Below are 20,659 nucleotides of genomic sequence, written 5' to 3'. Positions count from 1 at the left end.
GTCAGCTCCGATTATTTCTTCTTGGTTTCTTTAAGCTTCACCACTTCGTCCGCATAACGGACACCCTTGCCCTTGTAAGGCTCAGGCGAGCGGTAAGCGCGCACTTCAGCGGCGACCTGGCCGACCTTTTGGCGATCGATACCCTTGATCAGGATCTCGGTCGGGGTCGGGGTAACCGCGGTGACGCCTTCCGGCATCGCGTGCAGCACCGGGTGCGAGAAGCCCAGCGACAGGTTCAGGGCGTTGCCCTGCACAGCTGCCTTGTAGCCCACGCCCACCAGGGTCAGCTTGCGCTCGAAGCCCTTGGTGACGCCGGTAACCATGTTGTTGACCAGGGCGCGCAGGGTGCCCGACATGGCGTTCGATTCACGCGAATCGTCCACCACGTCGAAAGTCAGCGTGCCATTGTTGTTTTCCACTTTGACCAGGCCGTTCAGCGGCTGGGTCAGGGTGCCGAGCGGGCCCTTGACGGTGATCGACGACGCGTTGATCGCGACATCGGTACCTGCCGGGACGGCGATTGGCATCTTAGCTACTCGAGACATGTCTACTCCTTAAGCCACGTAGCACAGCACTTCGCCACCGACGCCGGTAGCACGTGCTTTGCGGTCGGTCATCACGCCCTGCGGGGTCGAGACGATTGCCACGCCCAGGCCATTCATGACCGACGGGATCTCGTTCTTGCCCTTGTAGATGCGCAGGCCAGGACGCGAGACGCGCTCGATGCGCTCGATGACCGGACGGCCGGTGTAATACTTCAAACCGATTTTCAGTTCCGACTTGCCACCTTCGGTGGTCACGGCGAAATCCTCAATGTAACCCTCGTCCTTCAGGACGTTGGCGATCGCAACTTTGACTTTCGACGACGGCATTGCGACCGTGGTTTTCTGGACAGTTTGTGCGTTGCGAATGCGGGTCAGCATATCGGCGATAGGATCGCTCATACTCATTGCTTGTTCTCCTATTACCAGCTAGCTTTGGTCATGCCCGGGATTTCGCCTTTCATCGCGAATTCACGGAGTTTGGTACGGGCCAGACCGAATTTACGGAAAGTGCCACGTGGACGGCCGGTCATGGCGCAGCGGTTACGCTGGCGGGTCGGGGCCGAATTACGCGGCAGGGCCTGCAGTTTCAGGCGCGCTTCGTAACGCTCTTCTTCGGTCTTCGACTGGTCGTCGATGATTGCTTTCAGAGCTGCACGCTTTGCGGCGAATTTCTCCACCAGGTCTGCACGCTTCTGTTCGCGGTTAATCAGTGCAAGTTTTGCCATGCTCTTAGTTCCTGAACGGGAATTTGAAGGCGGCGAGCAGCGCTTTGGCTTCTTCGTCGGTCTTAGCGGTCGTGGTGATCGAGATGTTCATGCCACGCAGCGCATCGATCTTGTCGTAATCGATTTCCGGGAAAATGATCTGCTCTTTGACGCCGATATTGTAGTTGCCACGGCCGTCGAACGACTTGCCGTTGACACCGCGGAAGTCACGCACGCGCGGCAGGGCCACGGTGATGAAGCGGTCCAGGAACTCGTACATGCGGGCGCCGCGCAGGGTCACCATCGTGCCGATCGGGTAGCCTTCGCGGATCTTGAAACCTGCGATTGCCTTGCGTGCCTTGGTGACGACCGGCTTCTGGCCGGCGATCTTGGTCAGGTCGCCCACTGCGTGTTCGATGACCTTCTTGTCTGCGACAGCTTCCGACAGACCCATGTTCAGGGTGATCTTGGTCAGGCGCGGCACTTCCATCACCGACTTGTAGCCGAATTTCTCGGTCAGGTCAGCGACGACTTTTTCTTTGTAGAATTGTTGGAGACGGGCCATGATCTTAAACCTTCACAACTTCGCCGGAGGACTTGTAGACGCGGACTTTCTTGCCGTCCTGGTCTTTGAAGCCTACGCGGTCAGCCTTGCCGGTCGCGGCGTTGAACAGCGCGACGTTGGAGACGTGAATCGGCATCGCCTTGTCGACGATACCACCAGTGACGCCGGTCATCGGGTTCGGCTTGACGGCCTTCTTGGCCACGTTCACGCCGTCGACGATCACGTGCTCGGCGTCGACGCGACGCGAAACCACGCCACGCTTGCCCTTGTCTTTACCGGTCAAAACGATGACTTCGTCGTTTTTACGAATCTTATCCATTGCGACTCCTTACAGAACTTCAGGTGCCAGGGACACGATCTTCATGAACTTTTCGGTACGCAGCTCGCGCGTGACCGGTCCGAAGATACGGGTACCAATCGGTTCCAGCTTGGAATTCAGCAGGACAGCGGCGTTGCCGTCGAACTTCACCAGGGAGCCGTCTTGGCGGCGCACACCTTTGGCGGTACGCACAACCACAGCGTTATAAATTTCACCTTTTTTGACGCGACCACGTGGCGCAGCAACCTTGACGGTTACCTTGATGATGTCGCCAATGCTCGCATAACGGCGCTTGGAGCCGCCCAATACCTTGATGCACAGTACTTCTTTCGCACCGGTATTGTCGGCCACTTCGAGCCGGCTTTCAGTTTGAATCATAGTATTTTCTTTCCCAACTTAAGCCGAAGAAACCCCACGGCGAACCGTAGGCCTGCGGTCAGTCTTGGTCCCGCCGTCCGCTCAATGCATGAGCGTCCGATTGGGTGATTGGACTTTCCAATAGCTTCGTACAGGCCGCAGTTACCGAGGGGGACAAACTGCGGCAACACATGAACGAAGCCCGCTAGTATCTCAGATACCAGCGGGCCCCGCAAGACAAATTTTCAGGCTTTACAGAACCTGTGCGACCTGTACAACACGGGTCACAGTCCACGCCTTCGTCTTCGAGATCGGGCGACCTTCCTGGATCTCGACCGTGTCGCCGGTCTTGGCCTGGTTGGTCTCGTCGTGCGCGTGGTACTTGTTCGAGCGCACGATGATCTTGCCGTACAGCGGGTGCTTCACGTGACGCTCGATCAGGACGGTCACCGTCTTGTCCATTTTGTCGGACACGACCTTGCCGACCAGCGTACGCTTCAGCGCCGTTTTAGTGGTGTCGTTCATTTGGCTTCCTTCGAGTTCATCACAGTCTTCACACGCGCGATGTCGCGACGTACTTTCTTGAGCTGCGCGGTATTGCCCAGCTGCTGGGTAGCGATTTGCATGCGCAGGCCGAACTGGGCCTTCAGCAGCTCATTCAGCTCCTTCTGCAGCGCTTCCTGGTCCTTGCCGCGGAGTTCCGATGCTTTCATATTCAACTCCTGTTATTGGCCGACTTGACGGACCACGAAAGTGGTCGCCAGCGGCAGTTTGGCAGCGGCCAGGCGGAACGCTTCGCGCGCCAGTTCTTCAGCAACGCCGTCCATCTCGTACAGGACTTTGCCTGGCTGGATTTCAGCGACGTAGTACTCCGGATTACCTTTACCGTTACCCATACGGACTTCGGCCGGCTTGTTCGAGATCGGCTTGTCCGGGAAGATACGGATCCAGATACGGCCGCCACGCTTGATGTGACGGGTCATCGCACGACGTGCGGCTTCGATCTGGCGTGCGGTGATACGGCCGCGGGCAACTGCCTTCAGGCCGAATTCGCCGAACGACACAGCGGTGCCGCGGCTGTGCGAAATGCCGGTGTTACGGCCCTTCTGCTCTTTACGATACTTTCTGCGGGATGGCTGCAGCATCTTTATTCTCCTGCTTTCTCAGCCGGCTTGGCAGCGGCGCGACGACCTGCTGGAGCGGCTCCTGGTTTGGCGCCTGGGCGCGGACGGCCGCCCGGCTTGCCATCATCGCGACGCGGGCCGCGTGGCTTCTTCTCGTCGGCCGGGACGTCGATCACAGGTGCTTCGCCCGTTGCCGAACGATCGCCCTTGTAGACCCACACCTTGACGCCGATGATGCCGTAGGTGGTCGATGCTTCGCTGGTGCCGTAGTCGATGTCGGCGCGCAGGGTGTGCAGAGGCACACGGCCTTCGCGGTACCATTCGGTACGTGCGATCTCGATGCCGTTCAGGCGGCCCGACGACATGATCTTGATGCCGACAGCGCCCAGACGCATGGCGTTCTGCATCGCGCGCTTCATGGCGCGACGGAACATGATGCGCTTTTCGAGCTGCTGCGAGATCGAGTCGGCGATCAGCTGCGAATCGATTTCCGGCTTGCGGATCTCTTCGATATTGACGTGCACAGGCACGCCCATGATCTTCGTCAGCGACGACTTCAGCACTTCGATGTCTTCGCCCTTCTTGCCGATCACGACGCCTGGACGCGACGAGTAGATCGTGAAGCGTGCGTTCTTGGCAGGACGCTCGATGACGATACGGCCGACCGAAGCGTTCTTCAGCTTCTTCTTCAGGAAAGCGCGAGCTTCCAGGTCTTCCTTCAGCATGTCGGCGAAGTTGCCGTTGCCAGCGTACCAGCGCGACGCCCAGTTACGGGTGACCGCCAGGCGGAAGCCGGTTGGGTGGATTTTCTGACCCATCGTGTGACCCCTTAGTTACCGACAGTCACGTAGATGTGACAGGATTGTTTCGAAATACGATCGCCGCGGCCCTTCGCACGTGCGGTGAAGCGCTTCAGGATCGGGCCCTTTTCGACGTAGATCTGGGTGACCTTCAGCTCGTCGATGTCGGCGCCATCATTGTGTTCCGCGTTGGCGATTGCCGACTCCAGAACCTTCTTGATGATGGTCGCGCCCTTCTTCGGGCTGAACTGCAAAATGTTGAGTGCTGCGTCAACCTTCTTGCCACGGATCAGGTCCGCAACCAGGCGGCCCTTCTGTTCCGACAGGCGAACGCCTTTGAGGATTGCTTTAGTTTCCATTATCGTTTCGCCTTCTTGTCAGCAGCGTGGCCCTTGAACGTACGGGTCAGCGCGAATTCGCCGAGCTTGTGGCCGACCATGTTCTCCGAGACGTACACCGGCACGTGCAGCTTGCCGTTGTGGACAGCGATCGTCAGACCGATGAAGTCCGGAGTGATCGTCGAGCGGCGCGACCAGGTTTTGACTGGCTTCTTGTCTTTGGTCGCTTGCGCGGCTTCGACTTTTTTCACCAGGTGGGCGTCAACGAACGGCCCTTTTTTCAATGAACGAGTCATGATTTATCCTTATTTCTTGCCGCGGCGCGAGACGATCATCGACGAAGTGCGCTTGTTCGAACGCGTCTTCTTGCCCTTGGTCTGCTGGCCCCATGGCGACACCGGATGACGACCGGCAGCCGTACGGCCTTCACCACCACCGTGCGGGTGGTCGATCGGGTTCATGACCACACCGCGAACGGTCGGACGAACACCGCGCCAGCGCATCGCACCAGCTTTACCGATCTTGCGCAGGTTGTGCTCGCCGTTGCCGACTTCGCCAACCGTCGCGCGGCACTCGATGTGCACGCGGCGCACTTCACCCGAGCGCAGGCGAACCTGGGCGTAGGTGCCTTCACGGGCCATCAGGACCACGCCGGCGCCGGCGGTACGGGCCATCTGGGCACCCTTACCTGGCAGCATTTCGACGCAGTGCATGGTGGTGCCGACCGGGATGTTACGGATCGGCAGGCAGTTACCCGACTTGATCGGCGCTTCCGAGCCGTTCATGACGGTATCGCCCACAGCCATGCCTTTGGTGGCGATGATGTACGCACGATGACCGTCGGCGTAGCACACCAGAGCGATGTGCGCGCTGCGGTTCGGGTCGTATTCGATACGCTCGACCTTGGCCGGGATACCGTCCTTGTTGCGCTTGAAGTCAACCAGGCGGTAGTGATGCTTGTGACCACCGCCGATGTGGCGGGTGGTGATGTGACCGTTGTTGTTACGGCCAGCGGTCTTCGATTTCTTCTCAACCAGGGCTGCGAACGGACGACCTTTGTACAGGTCGGCGTTCACAACCTTCACCATGCCGCGGCGGCCTGGGGAGGTTGGCTTCATCTTAACGAGTGCCATTATTTAGCCTCCTCGACAAAATTGATTTCCTGGCCTGGCTTCAGGCACACGAAAGCGCGCTTGGTGTGGTTGCGGCGACCGGTGAAACGACCTGCACGCTTCTGCTTGCCTTCGCGGTTCACGGTTTGCACCGATTCCACTTCGACTTTGAACAGCAGTTCGACGGCAGCCTTGATTTCCGGCTTGGTTGCGTCCGGCAGAACCTTGAACACGATCTGCTCGTTCTTTTCCGCGACGAAGGTGGCCTTCTCGGAAATGACCGGAGCCAGCAGCACCTTCATCAGGCGCTCTTCGCTAAATTTGATTGCGGTGCTCATGCGTACATCTCCTCGATCTTGGCCAGAGCAGCTTTGGTGACCAGGACTTTCTTGTAGAACACCAGCGACATCGGATCGGCCGCTTTCGGCTCGACGACCAGCACGTTCGGCAGGTTGCGCGATGCCAGTTCCAGGTTTTCATCGATGGTGTCGGTGATCACCAGGACCGATTCCAGGCCCATGCCCTGCAGCTTTTGCGACAGCAGCTTGGTCTTCGGAGCTTCGATCGACAGGTTTTCGACAACGTTCAGACGGCCTTCGCGGGCCAGCTGCGAGAAGATCGAGCAGATACCTGCGCGGAACATCTTCTTGTTGACCTTATGCGAGAAGTTCTCGTCCGGGGTGTTCGGGAAGATACGACCACCGCCGCGCCACAGAGGCGACGACGACATACCAGCACGAGCGCGGCCGGTACCCTTCTGGCGCCATGGCTTCTTCGTGGTGTGGCTGACTTCTTCACGGTCTTTCTGCTTGCGGTTGCCGCTGCGTGCGTTAGCAGCGTAGGCGACCACGACCTGGTGAATCAGGGCTTCGTTGTATTCGCGGCCGAACACGGTATCGGCGGCGGCAACGCCGGCGCCAGCTTGACCTTGCTCATTCAGGAGCTGAAGTTCCATATTTAAGCTCCTTTCTTGGCTTTGACTTTGACAGCCGGCTTGACGATCACTTGACCGTTCTTGGCGCCAGGAACGGCACCTTTCACCAGCAGCAGTTGACGCTCAGCGTCGATACGAGCGATTTCCAGGTTCTGGGTGGTGACGGTAACGTCGCCCATGTGACCGGTCATGCGCTTGCCAGGGAACACGCGGCCCGGATCCTGCGCCATACCGATGGAGCCAGGAACGTTGTGCGAACGCGAGTTACCGTGGGTTGCACGGCCCGATGCGAAGTTGTAACGCTTGATGGTACCGGCGTAGCCCTTACCGATCGAGGTGCCTTGCACGTCGATTTTCTGGCCGACTTCGAACAGCGAAACGTTGACGGCGTCGCCGGCTTTGAGTTCGGCTGCCTTGGCGGCTTCGACGCGGAATTCCTTCAGCATCGTGCCGGCTTCCACGCCAGCTTTAGCGTGGTGACCCGCAACAGCCTTGGTCACGCGGGAAGCGCGACGTTGACCGAATGCGACCTGAACTGCGGCATAGCCGTCGGTTTCAGGAGTTTTGATTTGCGCAACACGGTTGTTCGATACGTCGAGCACGGTGACTGGGATCGAATCCCCGTCATCCGTGAAGATGCGCATCATGCCAACCTTGCGACCGAGAAGGCCCAGGCTCATTTTTTCTCCATTCCCACCTACGATTGGGCGGGGGTTGTTTAACTACTAGAAAAAGTACGGATCTAAAAGGATGAATCCATACCGAAGCCGGCTAGTATAGCGCGCAAAAGGGCTTGACGCAACAAGTTAATCGGGGGTATGTGACCCCTGTTGCGCATTTTTCGCAGTAGCGTGGAGAAGAAGGAATCTGGCCTAGCTGGCCAGCACAGAAAAGGCACCAATGCGCCTTTTCTCTGCAGAACCGCGAAGGGCTCTGCGCATAGTTGAAGTGTTTGGTGGGCGGTGCAGGATTCGAACCTGCGACCCCTTGGATGTCGACCAAGTATTCTAACCAACTGAACTAACCGCCCGAGGTCCCGCATTATAGGGAAGGCATCGGCGGTTTGCAATAGCTGAGTTTGAGAAATGTTTTTGGGGCGCTTGCCTTCAGGTGCGCAGGCGTTTGTGGGGCTGTTGCCTCCCCTGTCCGCGGTTCGCATGATCCGCGTGGGCACGAGTGCCCACCCTACGGGAGGCGCCGCGGACTCGCGGCCGGAAAAGGCGAAAGCGGTTTCGGTGTTTGCCGCCGCGAGTCGGCGGCCTGTCCTGTAGGGTGGGCACCTGTGCCCACGCGGATCATGAATACCGATAACGGCACAGGCAACAGCCCCACGCCCGCCGCGCACCGTGCGCTAGGAAACCGCTCACCCCGCCTAAGCCTGCCATAAGGCCAGCTGTGTACAATCGAATAATTAACGCCTATATTGGCAGTCGATGCAAATCGACTCCAGGCCAGGCGGGAATCTAGGCCGCCGCCGTCAGGGACGGCGGTATCCACTGCAATATTCACTCCAACGAAAGGAGCTGTAATGGCAATCAGTTTGCAAAAAGGCGGCAACGTCAACCTCAGCAAGGAAGCACCGAACCTCACCAAGGTCCTCATCGGCCTCGGCTGGGACCCGCGCTCGACCGACGGCGCGGCTTTCGACCTGGACGGCAGCGCCTTCATGCTCAAGTCCGACGCCAAGGTGCGCGGCGACGCCGACTTCATCTTCTATAACAACCTGAAGTCGACCGACGGCTCGGTCGTCCACAACGGCGACAACACCACCGGCCAGGGCGACGGCGACGACGAAACCGTCACCGTCGACCTGACGAAGGTCCCGGCCGACGTCGACAAGATCTCGTTCTGCGTCACCATCCACGATGCCGAAGCGCGCCGCCAGAACTTCGGCATGATCGGCAAGGCCTTCATCCGCTGCGTCAACGCCGGCACCAACGGCGAGATCGCGCGCTACGACCTGTCGGAAGACAGCTCGACCGAGACCGCGATGATCTTCGGCGAACTGTACCGCGCAGGCGGCGACTGGAAATTCCGCGCCGTCGGCCAGGGCTACAACGGCGGCCTGGGCCCACTCGCGCGCTCGTTCGGCGTCAACGTGTAATCCGGGCCCGGTGTCCGGATCGCAGGGAAGTCCTCTCCCCTGCTCCCCGCCCCCGCCCCCGCCCTGCCCCGCCCTGCGCGGGGCAATCTTCCTCAGTAATACAAGGACTTCATGCGCGTCTGGTTCAACCGTACGTTCTCGTCCGTCCACGCTGCGATCGAGCTGATCCGCCGCGATGACGTCGACGGCCGCTTCCACATCATCCACAGCAATCCGAATCCGCAATCGCCGGTGGCGCGCGCCGCCCACGAATTCCACCCGGAGCCGACCGGGCTCGAAGGACAGGCCTACCTCGACTGGTGCCTGGACTTTTGCCGCACGCACGCGGTCGCCATCTTCGTCCCCGGCCGCGAAGCCACCCTGCTGGCCGGCGCCCACGCGCGCTTCGCCGCGGTCGGCACCCGCGTCCTGAGTTGCGCCTCCGAAGAAAACCTGCAGCTGATCCACGACAAGGGCCGCTTCTACCGCGAAGCCGACCTGCCCGACGCCCCCGTGGCCGAGTTCCGCGCTTTCCGCGACGCCGCCGGTTTCGAAGATGCCTACGACCAGCTGCGCCGCCGTCACGCCAAACTGTGCGTGAAACCCTCGCGCTCGATCTATGGCCTCGGCTTTGCCGTGCTGGACGAGACGCGCAGCAGCGCCGAGCTCCTGATGGCCGGCGCCGAATACCACGTCTCGCTCGACGATTTCCGGCGCGCCCTGCCCGCCCTCGGCGAGTTCCGCGACATGCTGCTGATGGAATACCTGGACGGGCGCGAATACAGCGTCGACTGCGTCGGCGACAATGGCCGCCTGGTGGCGGCCGTCGCGCGCCGCAAAGGCACGCAAGCCGGCGCCGGCCAGCGCATCGACCAGCGCGCCGAGATCCTCGACGCCACCGCGCGCCTGGCGCAGGCCTATGGCCTGAACGGCCTGTTCAACGTGCAGTTCCGCGAAGCGGGAGGACGCGCGCGCCTGCTCGAGATTAATCCGCGCATGTCGGGCGGCATCGGCATGGCCTGCGTGGCCGGCCCCAACCTGCCGTACATTGCGCTTGCCGGCTTCGCCGACGGTTTCGACAAGGTCGAGGTCGCGCCGGTGCGCAACGGCATCCGCGTCGGCGAACTGAGCCGCGCCGTGGAGCTGGCATGAACGCGCGCCATGAGGCCGGCCTGCCGGTCCGCCGCAGCGAGCGCCTGCCCACCGGCCTGCTCGACATCGATCTGTATAACGGCGCGGACGAACTCGACGCGCTGCTCGGCTTTGCCGCGCGCGCCAACGCCAAGCGCGGTTTCCTGTTCCTCAGCAAGGTGCTGGGCAAGCACTGGCCGGTGCGTCCCTCGACCATGCTCGAGGTGCACACGCGCCTGGCCGCCGGCGTGCCCGACGGCAGCGGCCCGGTGCTCTTCATCGCCATGGCCGAGACGGCCGTGGGCCTGGGCCAGGGCGTGTTCGAAGCCTGGCTGCGCGCCAATCCGGGCCGCGACGCCCTGTTCCTGCACACCACGCGCTACCGCGTCGGCACGGGTCCCATCATCGAATTCGAGGAAGCCCATAGCCACGCGCCGCGCCAGTTCCTGCACATGCCCTCAAGCCAACACGAACAGGAGCTGCTGCTGCGGGCGCAGACCATCGTGCTGGTCGACGACGAAGCCAGCACCGGCAACACCTTCGTCAACCTGGCCCAGGCTTGCCGTCGCCTGAACCCGGCGATCGAGCGCGTGCACCTGGCCGTCATCGCCAATTTCATGGGCCAGCGCGCCACCGGCGGCCTGGCCGCGCGTTTCGGCATGCCCGCCACCCTGGGCGCGCTGATCGACGGCGAATACCGCTTCGAGGCGGCGAACATCCCGGTCGATGCGGCGCCGGCCCAGCGCTTCGATGCGCAGGCCGAGCGCGGCGCCAGCAGCGCCTTCGGCCGCCTCGGCCTCGCGCGCCCCTTGCGCGCCCCCGAAGCGCTGGCGCGCCGGCTGGCGGACAGCATCGCGCCCGGCGACAAGGTGCTGGTGCTCGGCACCGGCGAATTCATGCATGCGTCCACCTTGCTGGGCGCGGCGCTCGAAGCCCATGGCCTGGACGTCGTCGTGCAGTCGACCACGCGCTCGCCGATCCTGACCTGGGGCGCCGTCGGGCACGCGCTGAGCTTCCCCGACAACTACGGCGAAGGGATCGCCAACTTCCTGTACAACGTCGCGCCCGGCCAGTACGCGCACGTGCTGGCCTGCCACGAGACGCCGCCGAATGCGGCGCTGCGCGAGCTCGCCGGCCAGCTCGGCGCGCGCCTGTTCCACTACCACACCGAGGATGACGTTGAAGAAGTTCCTGTTCGCTGACCTGGACGACACCCTGTTCCAGACCCTGGAAAAATGCGCGGTGCGCGAGGGGCTCGAGCCGGCCGCCTATTACGGCGACGGCAGCGTCTGTTCGCTGACCACGCCGGCGCAGCGCGCGTTTTTCGCCTTTGCCAGCGAAGGCATGACGGTGATCCCGACCACCGCGCGCAGCCTGGACGCCTTCCGCCGCGTCGACCTGGGTTTCAGCAGCTACGCGATCCTGAACTTCGGCGGCGTGATCCTGCTGCCCGACGGCAGCATCGACCGCGACTGGCAAGGCACCATGCACGCCAAGATGAGCGCCGCCCTGCCCGGTTTGCGCGAACTGGCGGATCGCATCGACGCCTGGGCCGAACGCACCGGTTTCAAGGGCCGCGCACGCCTGGTCGAGGATGCCGGCACGCCGTTCTTCGTGGTGGTCAAGGATCCGGGCAAGGTCGCGGCGAACCTGCTGCCGGTCGAGGACGACGTCGTGTATCCCTGGATCGCGGACGGCCACGAGGACTATTGCGTGCACCGCAACGGCAACAACCTGGCGATCCTGCCGACCTGCCTGGACAAGGCGAATGCGGTCGCCTGGGTGACCGAGCGCTTGCGCCGCGAACACGGCGACATCATCACCTTCGGCATGGGCGACAGCCGTTCGGATGCGCGCTTCATGGCCGACTGCGACTACGCCATCATTCCGCGCCGCACCCAGCTCGCTAAACTCACCGTGGAGGCGCTGTGAACTTCTCCGGCAGTTACCACGGCGCGGACGTGACTTTCCTCCTGAAGCCGCTGCCGCTGTGCGACTTCGTCGACGACGTCGGCGAAAAGGAGCGCCTGATCCAGTCGGGCCGGCGCCATTACAGCGAGATGCTGTCGCCGGAACGCCTGCCCTCGGCGCGCTATGTCGCCGTGTTCGACGAAGCCTGCCGCGCGAACGGCGAGCGCATGGCGCGCGACTGCCTGCGCCTGGCGCAGCTGGTCGCGCAGCGCCATAACGGCCCGGGCCCGGTTGCGGTCGTGTCACTGGCGCGCGGCGGCACGCCGGTCGGCGTGGTCCTGAAACGCCTGCTCGAGCGCGTGCAAGGCCGCGTGGCGACGCATTACTCGGTGTCGATCGTGCGCGACCGCGGCATCGACGCGAATGCCCTGCGCCATATCCTGGCCCAGGGCCACGCGCCGGCATCGATCGTGTTCGTCGACGGCTGGACCGGCAAGGGCGTGATCGCGCGCGAGCTGGCCACCTCGATCGAGCGCTTCAACCAGGAACACGGCACGGATATCGACAGCGGCCTGTTCGTGCTGTCGGACCTGGCCGGCGCGGCGGCCTGCGCGGCCTCCGGCGAAGACTACCTGATCCCGTCGAGCATCCTGAACGCGACGGTGTCGGGGCTGGTCAGCCGCTCGGTGCTCGCCAAGGCGCTCGGCCCGCAGGACTTCCACGGCTGCGTGCTGTACAGCGATTTCGCCGCGCACGACCGCTCGCGCGATTTCGTCGACGACCTGGAGCGCCGCGCGCTCGCGCTCGCCGGCGAAACCGGCGCGGTGGAGGCGGTCGATGCGCGCGCGGCGGCCAGCCGCTCGCAGGCCTATATCGCGGCCGCCATGGCGCGCTACGGCATCCATGACGTCAACCTGGTCAAGCCGGGCATCGGCGAGGCCACGCGGGTGCTGCTGCGCCGTGCGCCGCGCCTCATGGTGCTGCGCGACCCGCAGGTGGCGGCGGTGGCGCACCTGCGCCTGCTGGCCGAAGAAAAACAAGTGCCGGTCGAGATCGACCCGGCACTGCCTTACCAAGCTGTTTCCCTGATCAGGAGTGCATCGGATGCATAAATCGATGGGCGCGTCGCTGTACGTGCCGGCCAATCACAAACACCTGCTGGACGTGGCGAACGGCGACAAGCTGCCGCAAGCGCGTTCGCTGATCTTTTGCACCGAGGACGCGGTCGCCGACCGCGAGCTGAGCTGGGCGCTGTTCAACCTGTCCGTGGTGCTGGAACACATGCGCACGGACGTCGCGGCCGAGCGTTTCGTCCGCGTGCGCAATCCGGAGGTGCTGGCGCGCGTGCTGGCCATGCGCGGCGCCGATAAACTGACCGGCTTCGTGATCCCGAAGGCGACGCGCCACAACTTCGAATCCTATTACCGCCTGGTGCGCGACACCGACCACATGCTGATGCCGACGCTGGAGACGGCCGAGGTCTTCGGCGAGCGCGAGATGGAAGCCTTCCGCGACCTGCTGCAGTCGCCGGGCGTGCGCAACCGCATCCTGGCGCTGCGCATCGGGGGCAACGACCTGCTGGCCTTGTTGGGGCTGCGGCGCCCGCGCGGCATGACGATCTACCGCACGCCGCTCGGCCCCGTCATCGCGAAACTGGTGACGATCTTCCGCCCCTACGGCTTCGCCCTCACCGCGCCGGTGTTCGAGCACCTCGACGTGCCCGAACTGCTGGACCAGGAGGTGCAGGAAGACATCGCCTACGGCATGGTCGGCAAGACCGCCATTCACCCGAGCCAGATCGCGCCGATCGAGCAGCACTACAAGGTCAGGCCGCAGGACCTGGCCGCCGCCCAGGCGATCCTCGACGAAAACAGCCCTGCCGTCTTCAAGATGCACGAATCGATGTGCGAGGTCGCCACCCACCGTGCCTGGGCCGAGCGCATGGTCGCGCAGTCGCGCCTGTTCGGCGCACAACAGCTCGATGCTCCGCACTGGCCGGCGGCTTTATAGAAAGGACTACACATGAACAACTTTGCACGCGGCCAGAAAGGCAAACTGGCGGACCTTGGCGCCGGCACCCGCTTCCCGGTCGAGGTCGACATCAACGCGCCCGGCACGTCGGTCGACGTCTCCTGCTTCGGCCTGGACGCCTCCGACAAGCTCTCGGACGACCGCTACATGGTCTTCTACAACCAGCTCGCCAGTCCGGGCGACGCCGTGACGCTGAACCTGGCGGGCGGCAAGGCGCGCTTTGCCGTCGACCTCGACGCCCTGCCGGCCTCGATCGCCAAGCTGGTGTTCGTGGCCGCGATCGACGGCGCCCAGACCATGCGCGCGCTCGGCGCCAGTTCGCTCACCGTGGGCGACGCAGTCCGCTTCCCCTGGTCGGGCACCGACTTCGGCGACGAGAAGGCAGTGATCGTGGCCGAGATCTACCGGCGCGACGGCCAGTGGCGCTTCGGCGCGGTCGGCCAGGGCTTCAATGGCGGCCTGTCGGCGCTGCTCGCGCACTTCGGCGGCACCGAGGCCAAGCCGGCCTCGCCCGCGTCGTCGCCGGTTTCCGCGCCTGCTGCCGCATCTGCGGCACCTGCGGCACCCGCAGCGCCGAAAGTCTCGCTGTCGAAGATCACGCTAGAAAAACGCGGCGACAAGGTCTCGCTCGACAAGGCGCCCGGCCGCGGCTACGGCCGCATCCACGTCAACCTGAACTGGAACCAGTCCTCCGTCTCGCCGACGCCGGCGCCGGCGCCGGAGAAGACCGGCTTCCTCGGCCGCCTGAGCGGCGCCCTGGGTAACGCCGGCCGCCCGCGCCGTCCGGGTGGCGGCATCGACCTCGATCTCGGCTGCATGTTCGAGCTGGCCGACGGCCGCAAGGGCCTGGTGCAGGCGCTCGGGAATGCCTGGGGCGACTATGACCGCCTCCCCTACATCAAGCTCGACGCCGACGACCGTACCGGCGCATCGACCGGCGGCGAGAACCTGTGGATCAACGGCGACCAGTTCGACCAGATCCGGCGCGCGCTGATCTTCTCCTTCATCTATGAGGGCGTGCCGAACTGGTCGGCGACCGACGGCGTGGTGATGGTGGCAGTGCCGAACCAGGCGCCGATCGAAGTGCGGCTCGACCAGGGCGGCAGGCAGATGATGTGCGCGATCGCGATGATCGAGAACCAGGGCGGACGCCTGCAGGTGACCAAGATGGTCGAGTACTTCGAGCAGCAGGGCCGCACCAGTGCGCACGAACTGATGGACCAGCGCTTCGGCTTCGGGCTGCGCTGGAAGACCGGGTCGAAGGACTGACCCGGGGGCCTGGGCGACGACGTTCAGGCCAGATGCATGGTATTGAAATAGTGCTGCAGCACTAGCAGCATCGCCGCGAAAAACAAGGCGCCGGCACAGAAATTCAGGACCTTCACGACATTGTTGGCGATCCGTCCGTCGGGCAAGACCACGTTGAAGAACGTGACCAGAAAACAAAGCCCGAGGGCGGCAGCGCCGAGCTTGAGGGGCAGCGGCCTGGATGCGTACCCCCCGAATCCGAGGAACAGCAGTACCAGTAAAAGGAGCAGGCAAGCCACGACAGCCGACCAGATGCGTTTCATGATGTCCTTTATCGAGATGCGTGGGGGGCCCGCCGCATGGCGTCAGGCGCGTGATGCCAGCGCCGCAATGAGACGCTCCGGGCGGTCAAGGTAGAGAAACACGTAACGCACGCCGTTGCGCTCGAGCCCGTGGTGCGTGATCGTGCAGTCCGCGTCCGGGTGCAGGCGCAAGATCAGGTTCGGCTTGTCGAAGGGGGTGATCGTCACCGCTTCCTTGTCGCGGAACGGGTGCCTGCGGCGCCATTGCGCGACCGGCTCGCGCAGCGGCTGTGCGTCCGCGATCGAGGCCAGCGCGATGCGGGCGCTGGCGCGGGCGCCGACCTGCAGGTCGAGATGGGTGGCGGTCAGGACGTGGCAACCGTCGCGCACGCGCCAGCGGTCGCCCAGCAGCCACACGAGGGTGTACGCGCTGCCCAGCGCGACCGCGATATGGATGTCCCTGACCGCATCGGGATCGTCGACGAACAGCGGCACGAGCGCCGCATCGAGCGGCAGCTCCACCAGTACGGAAAACAGACCGAAGGCAATCGCAGTCGAATAGGCGCCCTGCTCGAGGTAGGTGAGTCTCAGGCCGTCCGGACGTGCCGGCCTGGGTTGGCGGCGCAGCCAGCAGAAAAAGCTGCGCCAGAGTTCGCGGTCGAGACGCGCCAGGCCGATCAGGCCGGGCGGCAGGCATGCCGCCAGCATGGCAAGTGCGCCTGCGCCCTGCCGATGCAGGGCACGCAGCCGGGCGGCAAGGTCGGGGAGCTGGGCGAAATCCTTTGCCGCCAGAAGCAGCAACGGCAGCGCGAACCCGATGGACTTGGCCGTGCCACGCCATTGCTCAGGGACGAAGGGCAGCAGCATTGCCAGGGTAATGAAGGCCGCCCAGGCATAGGTCAGCACCCTTGTCCAGCTGGTGTCGTTCAACTGTCGCGCATACCCGGTGACGGCAGCCCAAGCCGCGTTCATCTCCCCTCCGCCCGTCGCGTTATCAAAATCACCATCGATCTTAGCATGATTAACGCTGGGCAATTTAAGTGCTGATGCGCTTGGCAAAAAACGAACCCGGAAAAGCATCGGGGCCGGGAAGGTTCGCCAATGTGGCGGCCCTTCCCGGCCCCGATTAATTCAACGCTCGCGGATCGCTCCGCGTCTGTCGAAAGAATTACTGCAGCTTGATTTCGACGTCGACGCCAGCCGGCAGGTCCAGCTTCATCAGTGCGTCAACGGTCTTGTCGGTCGGGTCCACGATGTCCATCAGACGCTGGTGCGTACGGATTTCGAACTGGTCGCGCGAGGTCTTGTTGACGTGCGGGGAACGCAGGACGTCGAAACGCTGGATGCGGGTCGGCAGCGGGACCGGGCCCTTGACCACAGCGCCGGTGCGCTTGGCGGTGTCGACGATTTCCAGTGCGGACTGGTCGATCAGCTTGTAGTCGAACGCTTTCAGGCGAATGCGGATTTTCTGGTTTGGAGTGGACATGCTATTTCCTTAAAAAAGAACGAACCGGCTTGTCGCCGGCAATCATGTATTCGGTTACTTCGGTACAGCACAAGAGCGGGAGTATAACACTGTTCCTACTCGTGCAGAGGGGGCAGAATCGAAATTCTGCCCCCTCTGTTGTCTGGACAGGACGCTTGCCCTGCCCAGTGATCACACGCTAATTAGGCGATGATCTTGGCAACCACGCCGGCGCCGACGGTACGGCCGCCTTCGCGGATTGCGAAGCGCAGGCCTTCTTCCATCGCGATCGGGTTGATCAGCTTGACGGTGATCGACACGTTATCGCCTGGCATGACCATTTCCTTGTCCGCCGGCAGCTCGATCGAGCCAGTCACGTCGGTGGTACGGAAGTAGAACTGCGGACGGTAGTTGTTGAAGAACGGGGTGTGACGGCCACCTTCGTCTTTCGACAGCACATAGATCTCGCCGGTGAAGTGGTTGTGCGGCTTGATCGAGCCCGGCTTGGCCAGAACCTGGCCGCGCTGGACGTCTTCACGCTTGGTGCCGCGCAGCAGCAGACCGACGTTGTCGCCTGCCTGACCCTGGTCCAGCAGCTTGCGGAACATTTCCACGCCGGTGCAGGTGGTCTTGACGGTATCGGTGATGCCGACGATTTCGATTTCTTCGCCGACCTTGATGATGCCGCGCTCGACACGACCGGTCACGACGGTACCACGACCCGAGATCGAGAACACGTCTTCGACTGGCATCAGGAAGGCGCCGTCAACAGCGCGCTCTGGCGTCGGGATGTAGGTGTCCAGGGCTTCTGCCAGGCGGATGATGCACTCTTCGCCCATTTCGCCAGGCTGGCCTTCCAGGGCCATACGTGCCGAACCTTTGATGATCGGCAGGTCGTCGCCAGGGAACTCGTACTTCGACAGGAGTTCGCGGACTTCCATTTCGACCAGTTCCAGCAGTTCTGCGTCGTCGACCAGGTCGCACTTGTTCAGGAACACGATGATGTACGGAACGCCAACCTGACGCGCCAGCAGGATGTGCTCGCGGGTCTGTGGCATCGGGCCGTCAGCGGCCGAGCACACCAGGATCGCGCCGTCCATCTGCGCAGCACCGGTAATCATGTTCTTGATGTAGTCGGCGTGGCCTGGGCAGTCGACGTGCGCGTAGTGACGCGATTCGGTTTCGTACTCGACGTGCGCGGTGTTGATGGTGATGCCGCGTGCCTTCTCTTCCGGAGCCGCGTCGATCTGGTCGTACGCCTTGGCTTCGCCGCCGAACTTCTTCGACAGAACGGTTGCGATTGCAGCCGTCAGGGTGGTTTTGCCGTGGTCAACGTGACCGATGGTGCCGACGTTGACGTGCGGCTTGGTCCGTTCGAATTTACCTTTTGCCATTTTGATCTTCCTTTAAAAGAACAACTTTTTTACTGTGTTGTTATTGTAGCTGCGGCGCCTGAGTGCCGCAGCCATCATGTTTTATTACTTGGCCTTGGCGGTCACGATTGCGTCGATGACGTGCTTCGGCGCTTCCGAGTAGTGCTTGAATTCCATCGTGTAGGTTGCACGGCCCTGGGTCGCCGAACGCAGCGAGGTCGAGTAACCAAACATTTCCGACAGCGGAACTTCGGCCTTGATGATCTTGCCGCCGCCGCCCGGGATTTCGTCCATGCCCTGCACCATGCCGCGGCGGGACGACAGGTCGCCCATCACGGAACCGGCGTAGTCTTCCGGCGTTTCCACTTCCACGGCCATCATCGGCTCGAGGATGACCGGCGACGCTTTACGGCAGCCTTCCTTGAATGCCATCGAACCGGCCATACGGAACGCGTTCTCGTTCGAGTCGACGTCGTGGTACGAACCGAAGGTCACGGTGACTTTCACGTCAACGACCGGGTAGCCAGCCAGGACACCGGTGGTCAGGGTTTCGCGCACACCCTTCTCGACTGCCGGGATGTATTCGCGAGGAATGACACCGCCCTTGATGGCGTCGACGAACTCGAAGCCCTTGCCCGGCTCTTGCGGTTCGATGGTCAGGACAGCGTGACCGTACTGGCCGCGGCCGCCCGACTGCTTGACGAACTTGCCTTCGACGTCGGTGACTGCCTTGCGGATGGTTTCGCGGTAGGCAACCTGCGGCTTGCCGACGGTTGCTTCCACGCCAAACTCGCGCTTCATGCGGTCAACGATAATCTCCAGGTGCAGCTCGCCCATACCACCGATGATGGTCTGGCCCGATTCTTCGTCGGTACGCACGCGGAACGACGGATCTTCCTGTGCCAGGCGGTTCAACGCCAGGCCCATTTTTTCCTGGTCGGCCTTGGTCTTCGGCTCGACAGCCTGCTGAATGACCGGCTCCGGGAACACCATCTTTTCCAGGGTGATGACAGCCGAAGGATCGCACAGGGTTTCGCCCGTGGTCGCTTCTTTCAGGCCGACTGCAGCGGCGATGTCGCCGGCGCGGACTTCCTTGATTTCTTCGCGCTGGTTGGCGTGCATCTGCAGAATACGACCCAGGCGTTCTTTCTTGCCCTTGATCGGGTTGTAGACGGTATCGCCCGAATTGATCATGCCCGAGTAGACGCGGAAGAAGATCAGCTGGCCGACGAACGGGTCGGTCATGATCTTGAACGCCAGTGCCGAGAACTTCTCGTTATCGTCAGCCTTACGGGTGACCGGCTGGTCGTCTTCATCGGTACCTGCCACTGGCGGGATGTCGACTGGCGATGGCAGGTATTCGATCACGGCGTCGAGCATGGCTTGCACGCCCTTGTTCTTGAACGCGGTACCGCACAACATCGGCACGATTTCCGATGCGATGGTGCGCTGGCGCAGGGCGGTCTTGATCTCTTCTTCCGACAGATCGCCTTCTTCCAGGTACTTGTTCATCAGGTCTTCGTTCGCTTCAGCAGCGGTCTCGACCAGTTTTTCACGCCATTCGTTCGCCTGCTCAACCAGGTGCTCCGGGATGTCAGCGTATTCGAATTTCATGCCTTGCGAAGCCTCGTCCCAGATGATTGCTTTCATCTTGACCAGATCGACTACGCCTTGGAAGTTCTCTTCCGCGCCGATTGGGATCACGACCGGGATTGGGTTCGCCTTCAGGCGTGCGCGCATCTGTTCGTACACTTTGAAGAAGTTCGCACCGGTACGGTCCATCTTGTTGACGAATGCCAGACGTGGGACTTTGTACTTGTTAGCTTGACGCCACACGGTTTCCGACTGTGGCTGCACGCCACCGACTGCACAGTAAACCATGCAAGCGCCGTCGAGCACGCGCATCGAACGCTCGACTTCAATGGTGAAGTCAACGTGGCCCGGGGTGTCGATGATGTTGATGTGGTGAGGCTGGAAGTTCTTGGCCATACCGCTCCAGTAGCAGGTCGTCGCTGCCGAGGTAATGGTAATGCCGCGTTCCTGCTCCTGCTCCATCCAGTCCATGGTGGCGGCGCCGTCGTGCACTTCGCCCAGCTTGTGGTTCACGCCCGTGTAGAACAGGACGCGTTCGGTGGTGGTGGTCTTACCAGCATCGATGTGAGCGGAAATACCGATATTGCGGTAGCGCTCAATGGGGGTCTTGCGTGCCATAATTTTTCCTAAATCTTTGAATGGACAAAACCGGACGGCATTTTGAGATCAAAACGCGCCCGGCCTGAACAACGGATACTGCGTTGGCCGCGCCCCCTGAAGGGTT

General features: G+C 62.5%; 28 protein-coding genes and 1 tRNA gene. 7 read left to right on the top strand and 22 right to left on the bottom strand.

Translation table 11 applies throughout. The annotated features are described in order from the left end of the window. Positions 1–11: 11 nt before the first annotated feature. From rplF to ACFOPH_RS20605, 17 genes are all read right to left on the bottom strand, one after another. Positions 12–545 carry a 50S ribosomal protein L6 gene (rplF, locus tag ACFOPH_RS20685; protein ID WP_312550073.1) on the bottom strand — a complete coding sequence of 178 codons (534 nt, stop codon included), beginning with the start codon at positions 543–545 and terminating at the stop codon, positions 12–14. A gap of 9 nt (positions 546–554) precedes the next feature. Next, positions 555–950, bottom strand: coding sequence for a 30S ribosomal protein S8 (gene rpsH / locus ACFOPH_RS20680; RefSeq protein WP_312550072.1), 396 nt, complete (start codon positions 948–950; stop codon positions 555–557). A 14-nt stretch (positions 951–964) separates the two neighbouring features. Beyond that, the gene (rpsN, locus tag ACFOPH_RS20675; RefSeq protein WP_036240351.1) at positions 965–1,270 is read right to left on the bottom strand and encodes a 30S ribosomal protein S14; all 306 of its coding nucleotides are present in this window, start codon (positions 1,268–1,270) and stop codon (positions 965–967) included. A gap of 4 nt (positions 1,271–1,274) precedes the next feature. Then, a complete protein-coding gene (gene rplE, locus ACFOPH_RS20670) occupies positions 1,275–1,814 on the bottom strand; it encodes a 50S ribosomal protein L5 (RefSeq protein ID WP_312550070.1) in 540 nt (179 codons plus the stop codon). A 4-nt stretch (positions 1,815–1,818) separates the two neighbouring features. Then, entirely contained in the window at positions 1,819–2,133 is a 315-nt protein-coding gene (rplX, locus tag ACFOPH_RS20665; RefSeq protein WP_312550069.1) for a 50S ribosomal protein L24, read from the bottom strand. A 9-nt stretch (positions 2,134–2,142) separates the two neighbouring features. Continuing rightward, positions 2,143–2,511, bottom strand: coding sequence for a 50S ribosomal protein L14 (rplN, locus tag ACFOPH_RS20660; RefSeq protein WP_211519064.1), 369 nt, complete (start codon positions 2,509–2,511; stop codon positions 2,143–2,145). Between the two features lie 231 nt (positions 2,512–2,742). Further along, the gene (rpsQ, locus tag ACFOPH_RS20655; protein WP_135191947.1) at positions 2,743–3,015 is read right to left on the bottom strand and encodes a 30S ribosomal protein S17; all 273 of its coding nucleotides are present in this window, start codon (positions 3,013–3,015) and stop codon (positions 2,743–2,745) included. After that, positions 3,012–3,203 carry a 50S ribosomal protein L29 gene (rpmC, locus tag ACFOPH_RS20650; RefSeq protein WP_027867254.1) on the bottom strand — a complete coding sequence of 64 codons (192 nt, stop codon included), beginning with the start codon at positions 3,201–3,203 and terminating at the stop codon, positions 3,012–3,014. The genes rpsQ and rpmC overlap by 4 nt, the downstream gene beginning before the upstream one ends. A 12-nt stretch (positions 3,204–3,215) precedes the next feature. Continuing rightward, positions 3,216–3,635: a 50S ribosomal protein L16 gene (gene rplP, locus ACFOPH_RS20645; protein ID WP_312550067.1), complete on the bottom strand. Its 420-nt coding sequence runs from the start codon at positions 3,633–3,635 to the stop codon at positions 3,216–3,218. Positions 3,636–3,637: 2 nt separating this feature from the next. Next, positions 3,638–4,432: a 30S ribosomal protein S3 gene (gene rpsC, locus ACFOPH_RS20640; RefSeq protein WP_312550066.1), complete on the bottom strand. Its 795-nt coding sequence runs from the start codon at positions 4,430–4,432 to the stop codon at positions 3,638–3,640. An 11-nt stretch (positions 4,433–4,443) separates the two neighbouring features. After that, positions 4,444–4,776, bottom strand: coding sequence for a 50S ribosomal protein L22 (gene rplV, locus ACFOPH_RS20635; RefSeq protein WP_174348348.1), 333 nt, complete (start codon positions 4,774–4,776; stop codon positions 4,444–4,446). Beyond that, positions 4,773–5,048, bottom strand: a complete 276-nt coding sequence (gene rpsS, locus ACFOPH_RS20630) for a 30S ribosomal protein S19 (protein ID WP_312550065.1) — start codon at positions 5,046–5,048, stop codon at positions 4,773–4,775. The genes rplV and rpsS overlap by 4 nt, the downstream gene beginning before the upstream one ends. Before the next feature lie 9 nt (positions 5,049–5,057). Further along, complete coding sequence (gene rplB, locus ACFOPH_RS20625; protein ID WP_312550064.1) at positions 5,058–5,885, bottom strand: 50S ribosomal protein L2; 828 nt, start codon at positions 5,883–5,885, stop codon at positions 5,058–5,060. Then, entirely contained in the window at positions 5,885–6,202 is a 318-nt protein-coding gene (rplW, locus tag ACFOPH_RS20620; protein ID WP_312550063.1) for a 50S ribosomal protein L23, read from the bottom strand. Before rplW ends, rplB begins: the two co-directional genes overlap by 1 nt. Continuing rightward, entirely contained in the window at positions 6,199–6,819 is a 621-nt protein-coding gene (rplD, locus tag ACFOPH_RS20615; protein WP_036246292.1) for a 50S ribosomal protein L4, read from the bottom strand. Before rplD ends, rplW begins: the two co-directional genes overlap by 4 nt. A gap of 2 nt (positions 6,820–6,821) precedes the next feature. Next, a complete protein-coding gene (rplC, locus tag ACFOPH_RS20610; protein WP_312550058.1) occupies positions 6,822–7,478 on the bottom strand; it encodes a 50S ribosomal protein L3 in 657 nt (218 codons plus the stop codon). A 273-nt stretch (positions 7,479–7,751) separates the two neighbouring features. Then, a tRNA-Val gene (locus tag ACFOPH_RS20605) sits at positions 7,752–7,828 on the bottom strand. Positions 7,829–8,326: 498 nt separating this feature from the next. Between ACFOPH_RS20605 and ACFOPH_RS20600 the strand changes: the two genes are divergently transcribed. The 7 genes from ACFOPH_RS20600 (at position 8,327) to ACFOPH_RS20570 (ending at position 15,223) form a co-directional block, all read left to right on the top strand. Beyond that, complete coding sequence (locus ACFOPH_RS20600) at positions 8,327–8,902, top strand: TerD family protein (protein WP_312550056.1); 576 nt, start codon at positions 8,327–8,329, stop codon at positions 8,900–8,902. A 111-nt stretch (positions 8,903–9,013) separates the two neighbouring features. Then, the gene (locus ACFOPH_RS20595; protein ID WP_379737110.1) at positions 9,014–10,033 is read left to right on the top strand and encodes an ATP-grasp domain-containing protein; all 1,020 of its coding nucleotides are present in this window, start codon (positions 9,014–9,016) and stop codon (positions 10,031–10,033) included. Then, positions 10,030–11,214, top strand: coding sequence for a phosphoribosyltransferase domain-containing protein (locus ACFOPH_RS20590; RefSeq protein ID WP_379737109.1), 1,185 nt, complete (start codon positions 10,030–10,032; stop codon positions 11,212–11,214). The genes ACFOPH_RS20595 and ACFOPH_RS20590 overlap by 4 nt, the downstream gene beginning before the upstream one ends. Beyond that, positions 11,192–11,944 carry a hypothetical protein gene (locus ACFOPH_RS20585; protein WP_379737108.1) on the top strand — a complete coding sequence of 251 codons (753 nt, stop codon included), beginning with the start codon at positions 11,192–11,194 and terminating at the stop codon, positions 11,942–11,944. The genes ACFOPH_RS20590 and ACFOPH_RS20585 overlap by 23 nt, the downstream gene beginning before the upstream one ends. Then, positions 11,941–13,035 (top strand): cysteine protease StiP family protein, encoded by a 1,095-nt coding sequence (locus tag ACFOPH_RS20580; RefSeq protein WP_379737107.1) that lies wholly within the window; start codon positions 11,941–11,943, stop codon positions 13,033–13,035. The genes ACFOPH_RS20585 and ACFOPH_RS20580 overlap by 4 nt, the downstream gene beginning before the upstream one ends. Next, positions 13,028–13,933, top strand: coding sequence for an HpcH/HpaI aldolase/citrate lyase family protein (locus ACFOPH_RS20575; protein ID WP_379737106.1), 906 nt, complete (start codon positions 13,028–13,030; stop codon positions 13,931–13,933). The genes ACFOPH_RS20580 and ACFOPH_RS20575 overlap by 8 nt, the downstream gene beginning before the upstream one ends. Positions 13,934–13,945: 12 nt before the next feature. Then, complete coding sequence (locus tag ACFOPH_RS20570; protein WP_379737105.1) at positions 13,946–15,223, top strand: TerD family protein; 1,278 nt, start codon at positions 13,946–13,948, stop codon at positions 15,221–15,223. A gap of 23 nt (positions 15,224–15,246) precedes the next feature. On the opposite strand, the gene ACFOPH_RS20565 is transcribed toward ACFOPH_RS20570, so the two are convergent. From ACFOPH_RS20565 to fusA, 5 genes are all read right to left on the bottom strand, one after another. After that, entirely contained in the window at positions 15,247–15,525 is a 279-nt protein-coding gene (locus tag ACFOPH_RS20565) for a hypothetical protein (protein ID WP_379737104.1), read from the bottom strand. Between the two features lie 42 nt (positions 15,526–15,567). Beyond that, entirely contained in the window at positions 15,568–16,476 is a 909-nt protein-coding gene (locus ACFOPH_RS20560; protein WP_379737103.1) for a hypothetical protein, read from the bottom strand. A 196-nt stretch (positions 16,477–16,672) separates the two neighbouring features. Continuing rightward, positions 16,673–16,990, bottom strand: coding sequence for a 30S ribosomal protein S10 (gene rpsJ, locus ACFOPH_RS20555; RefSeq protein ID WP_130186563.1), 318 nt, complete (start codon positions 16,988–16,990; stop codon positions 16,673–16,675). 182 nt (positions 16,991–17,172) lie between these two features. Then, positions 17,173–18,363, bottom strand: a complete 1,191-nt coding sequence (tuf, locus tag ACFOPH_RS20550) for an elongation factor Tu (protein ID WP_312554551.1) — start codon at positions 18,361–18,363, stop codon at positions 17,173–17,175. An 84-nt stretch (positions 18,364–18,447) separates the two neighbouring features. Next, complete coding sequence (gene fusA, locus ACFOPH_RS20545; RefSeq protein ID WP_312548343.1) at positions 18,448–20,553, bottom strand: elongation factor G; 2,106 nt, start codon at positions 20,551–20,553, stop codon at positions 18,448–18,450. Positions 20,554–20,659: the final 106 nt, after the last annotated feature.

This window comes from Massilia haematophila (genome assembly GCF_042647645.1).
GTDB classification, from domain to species: Bacteria; Pseudomonadota; Gammaproteobacteria; order Burkholderiales; family Burkholderiaceae_D; genus Telluria; species Telluria haematophila.
The sequence above is the reverse complement of the archived record's forward strand: the minus strand, read 5'-3'. Positions and strand labels throughout refer to the sequence as shown.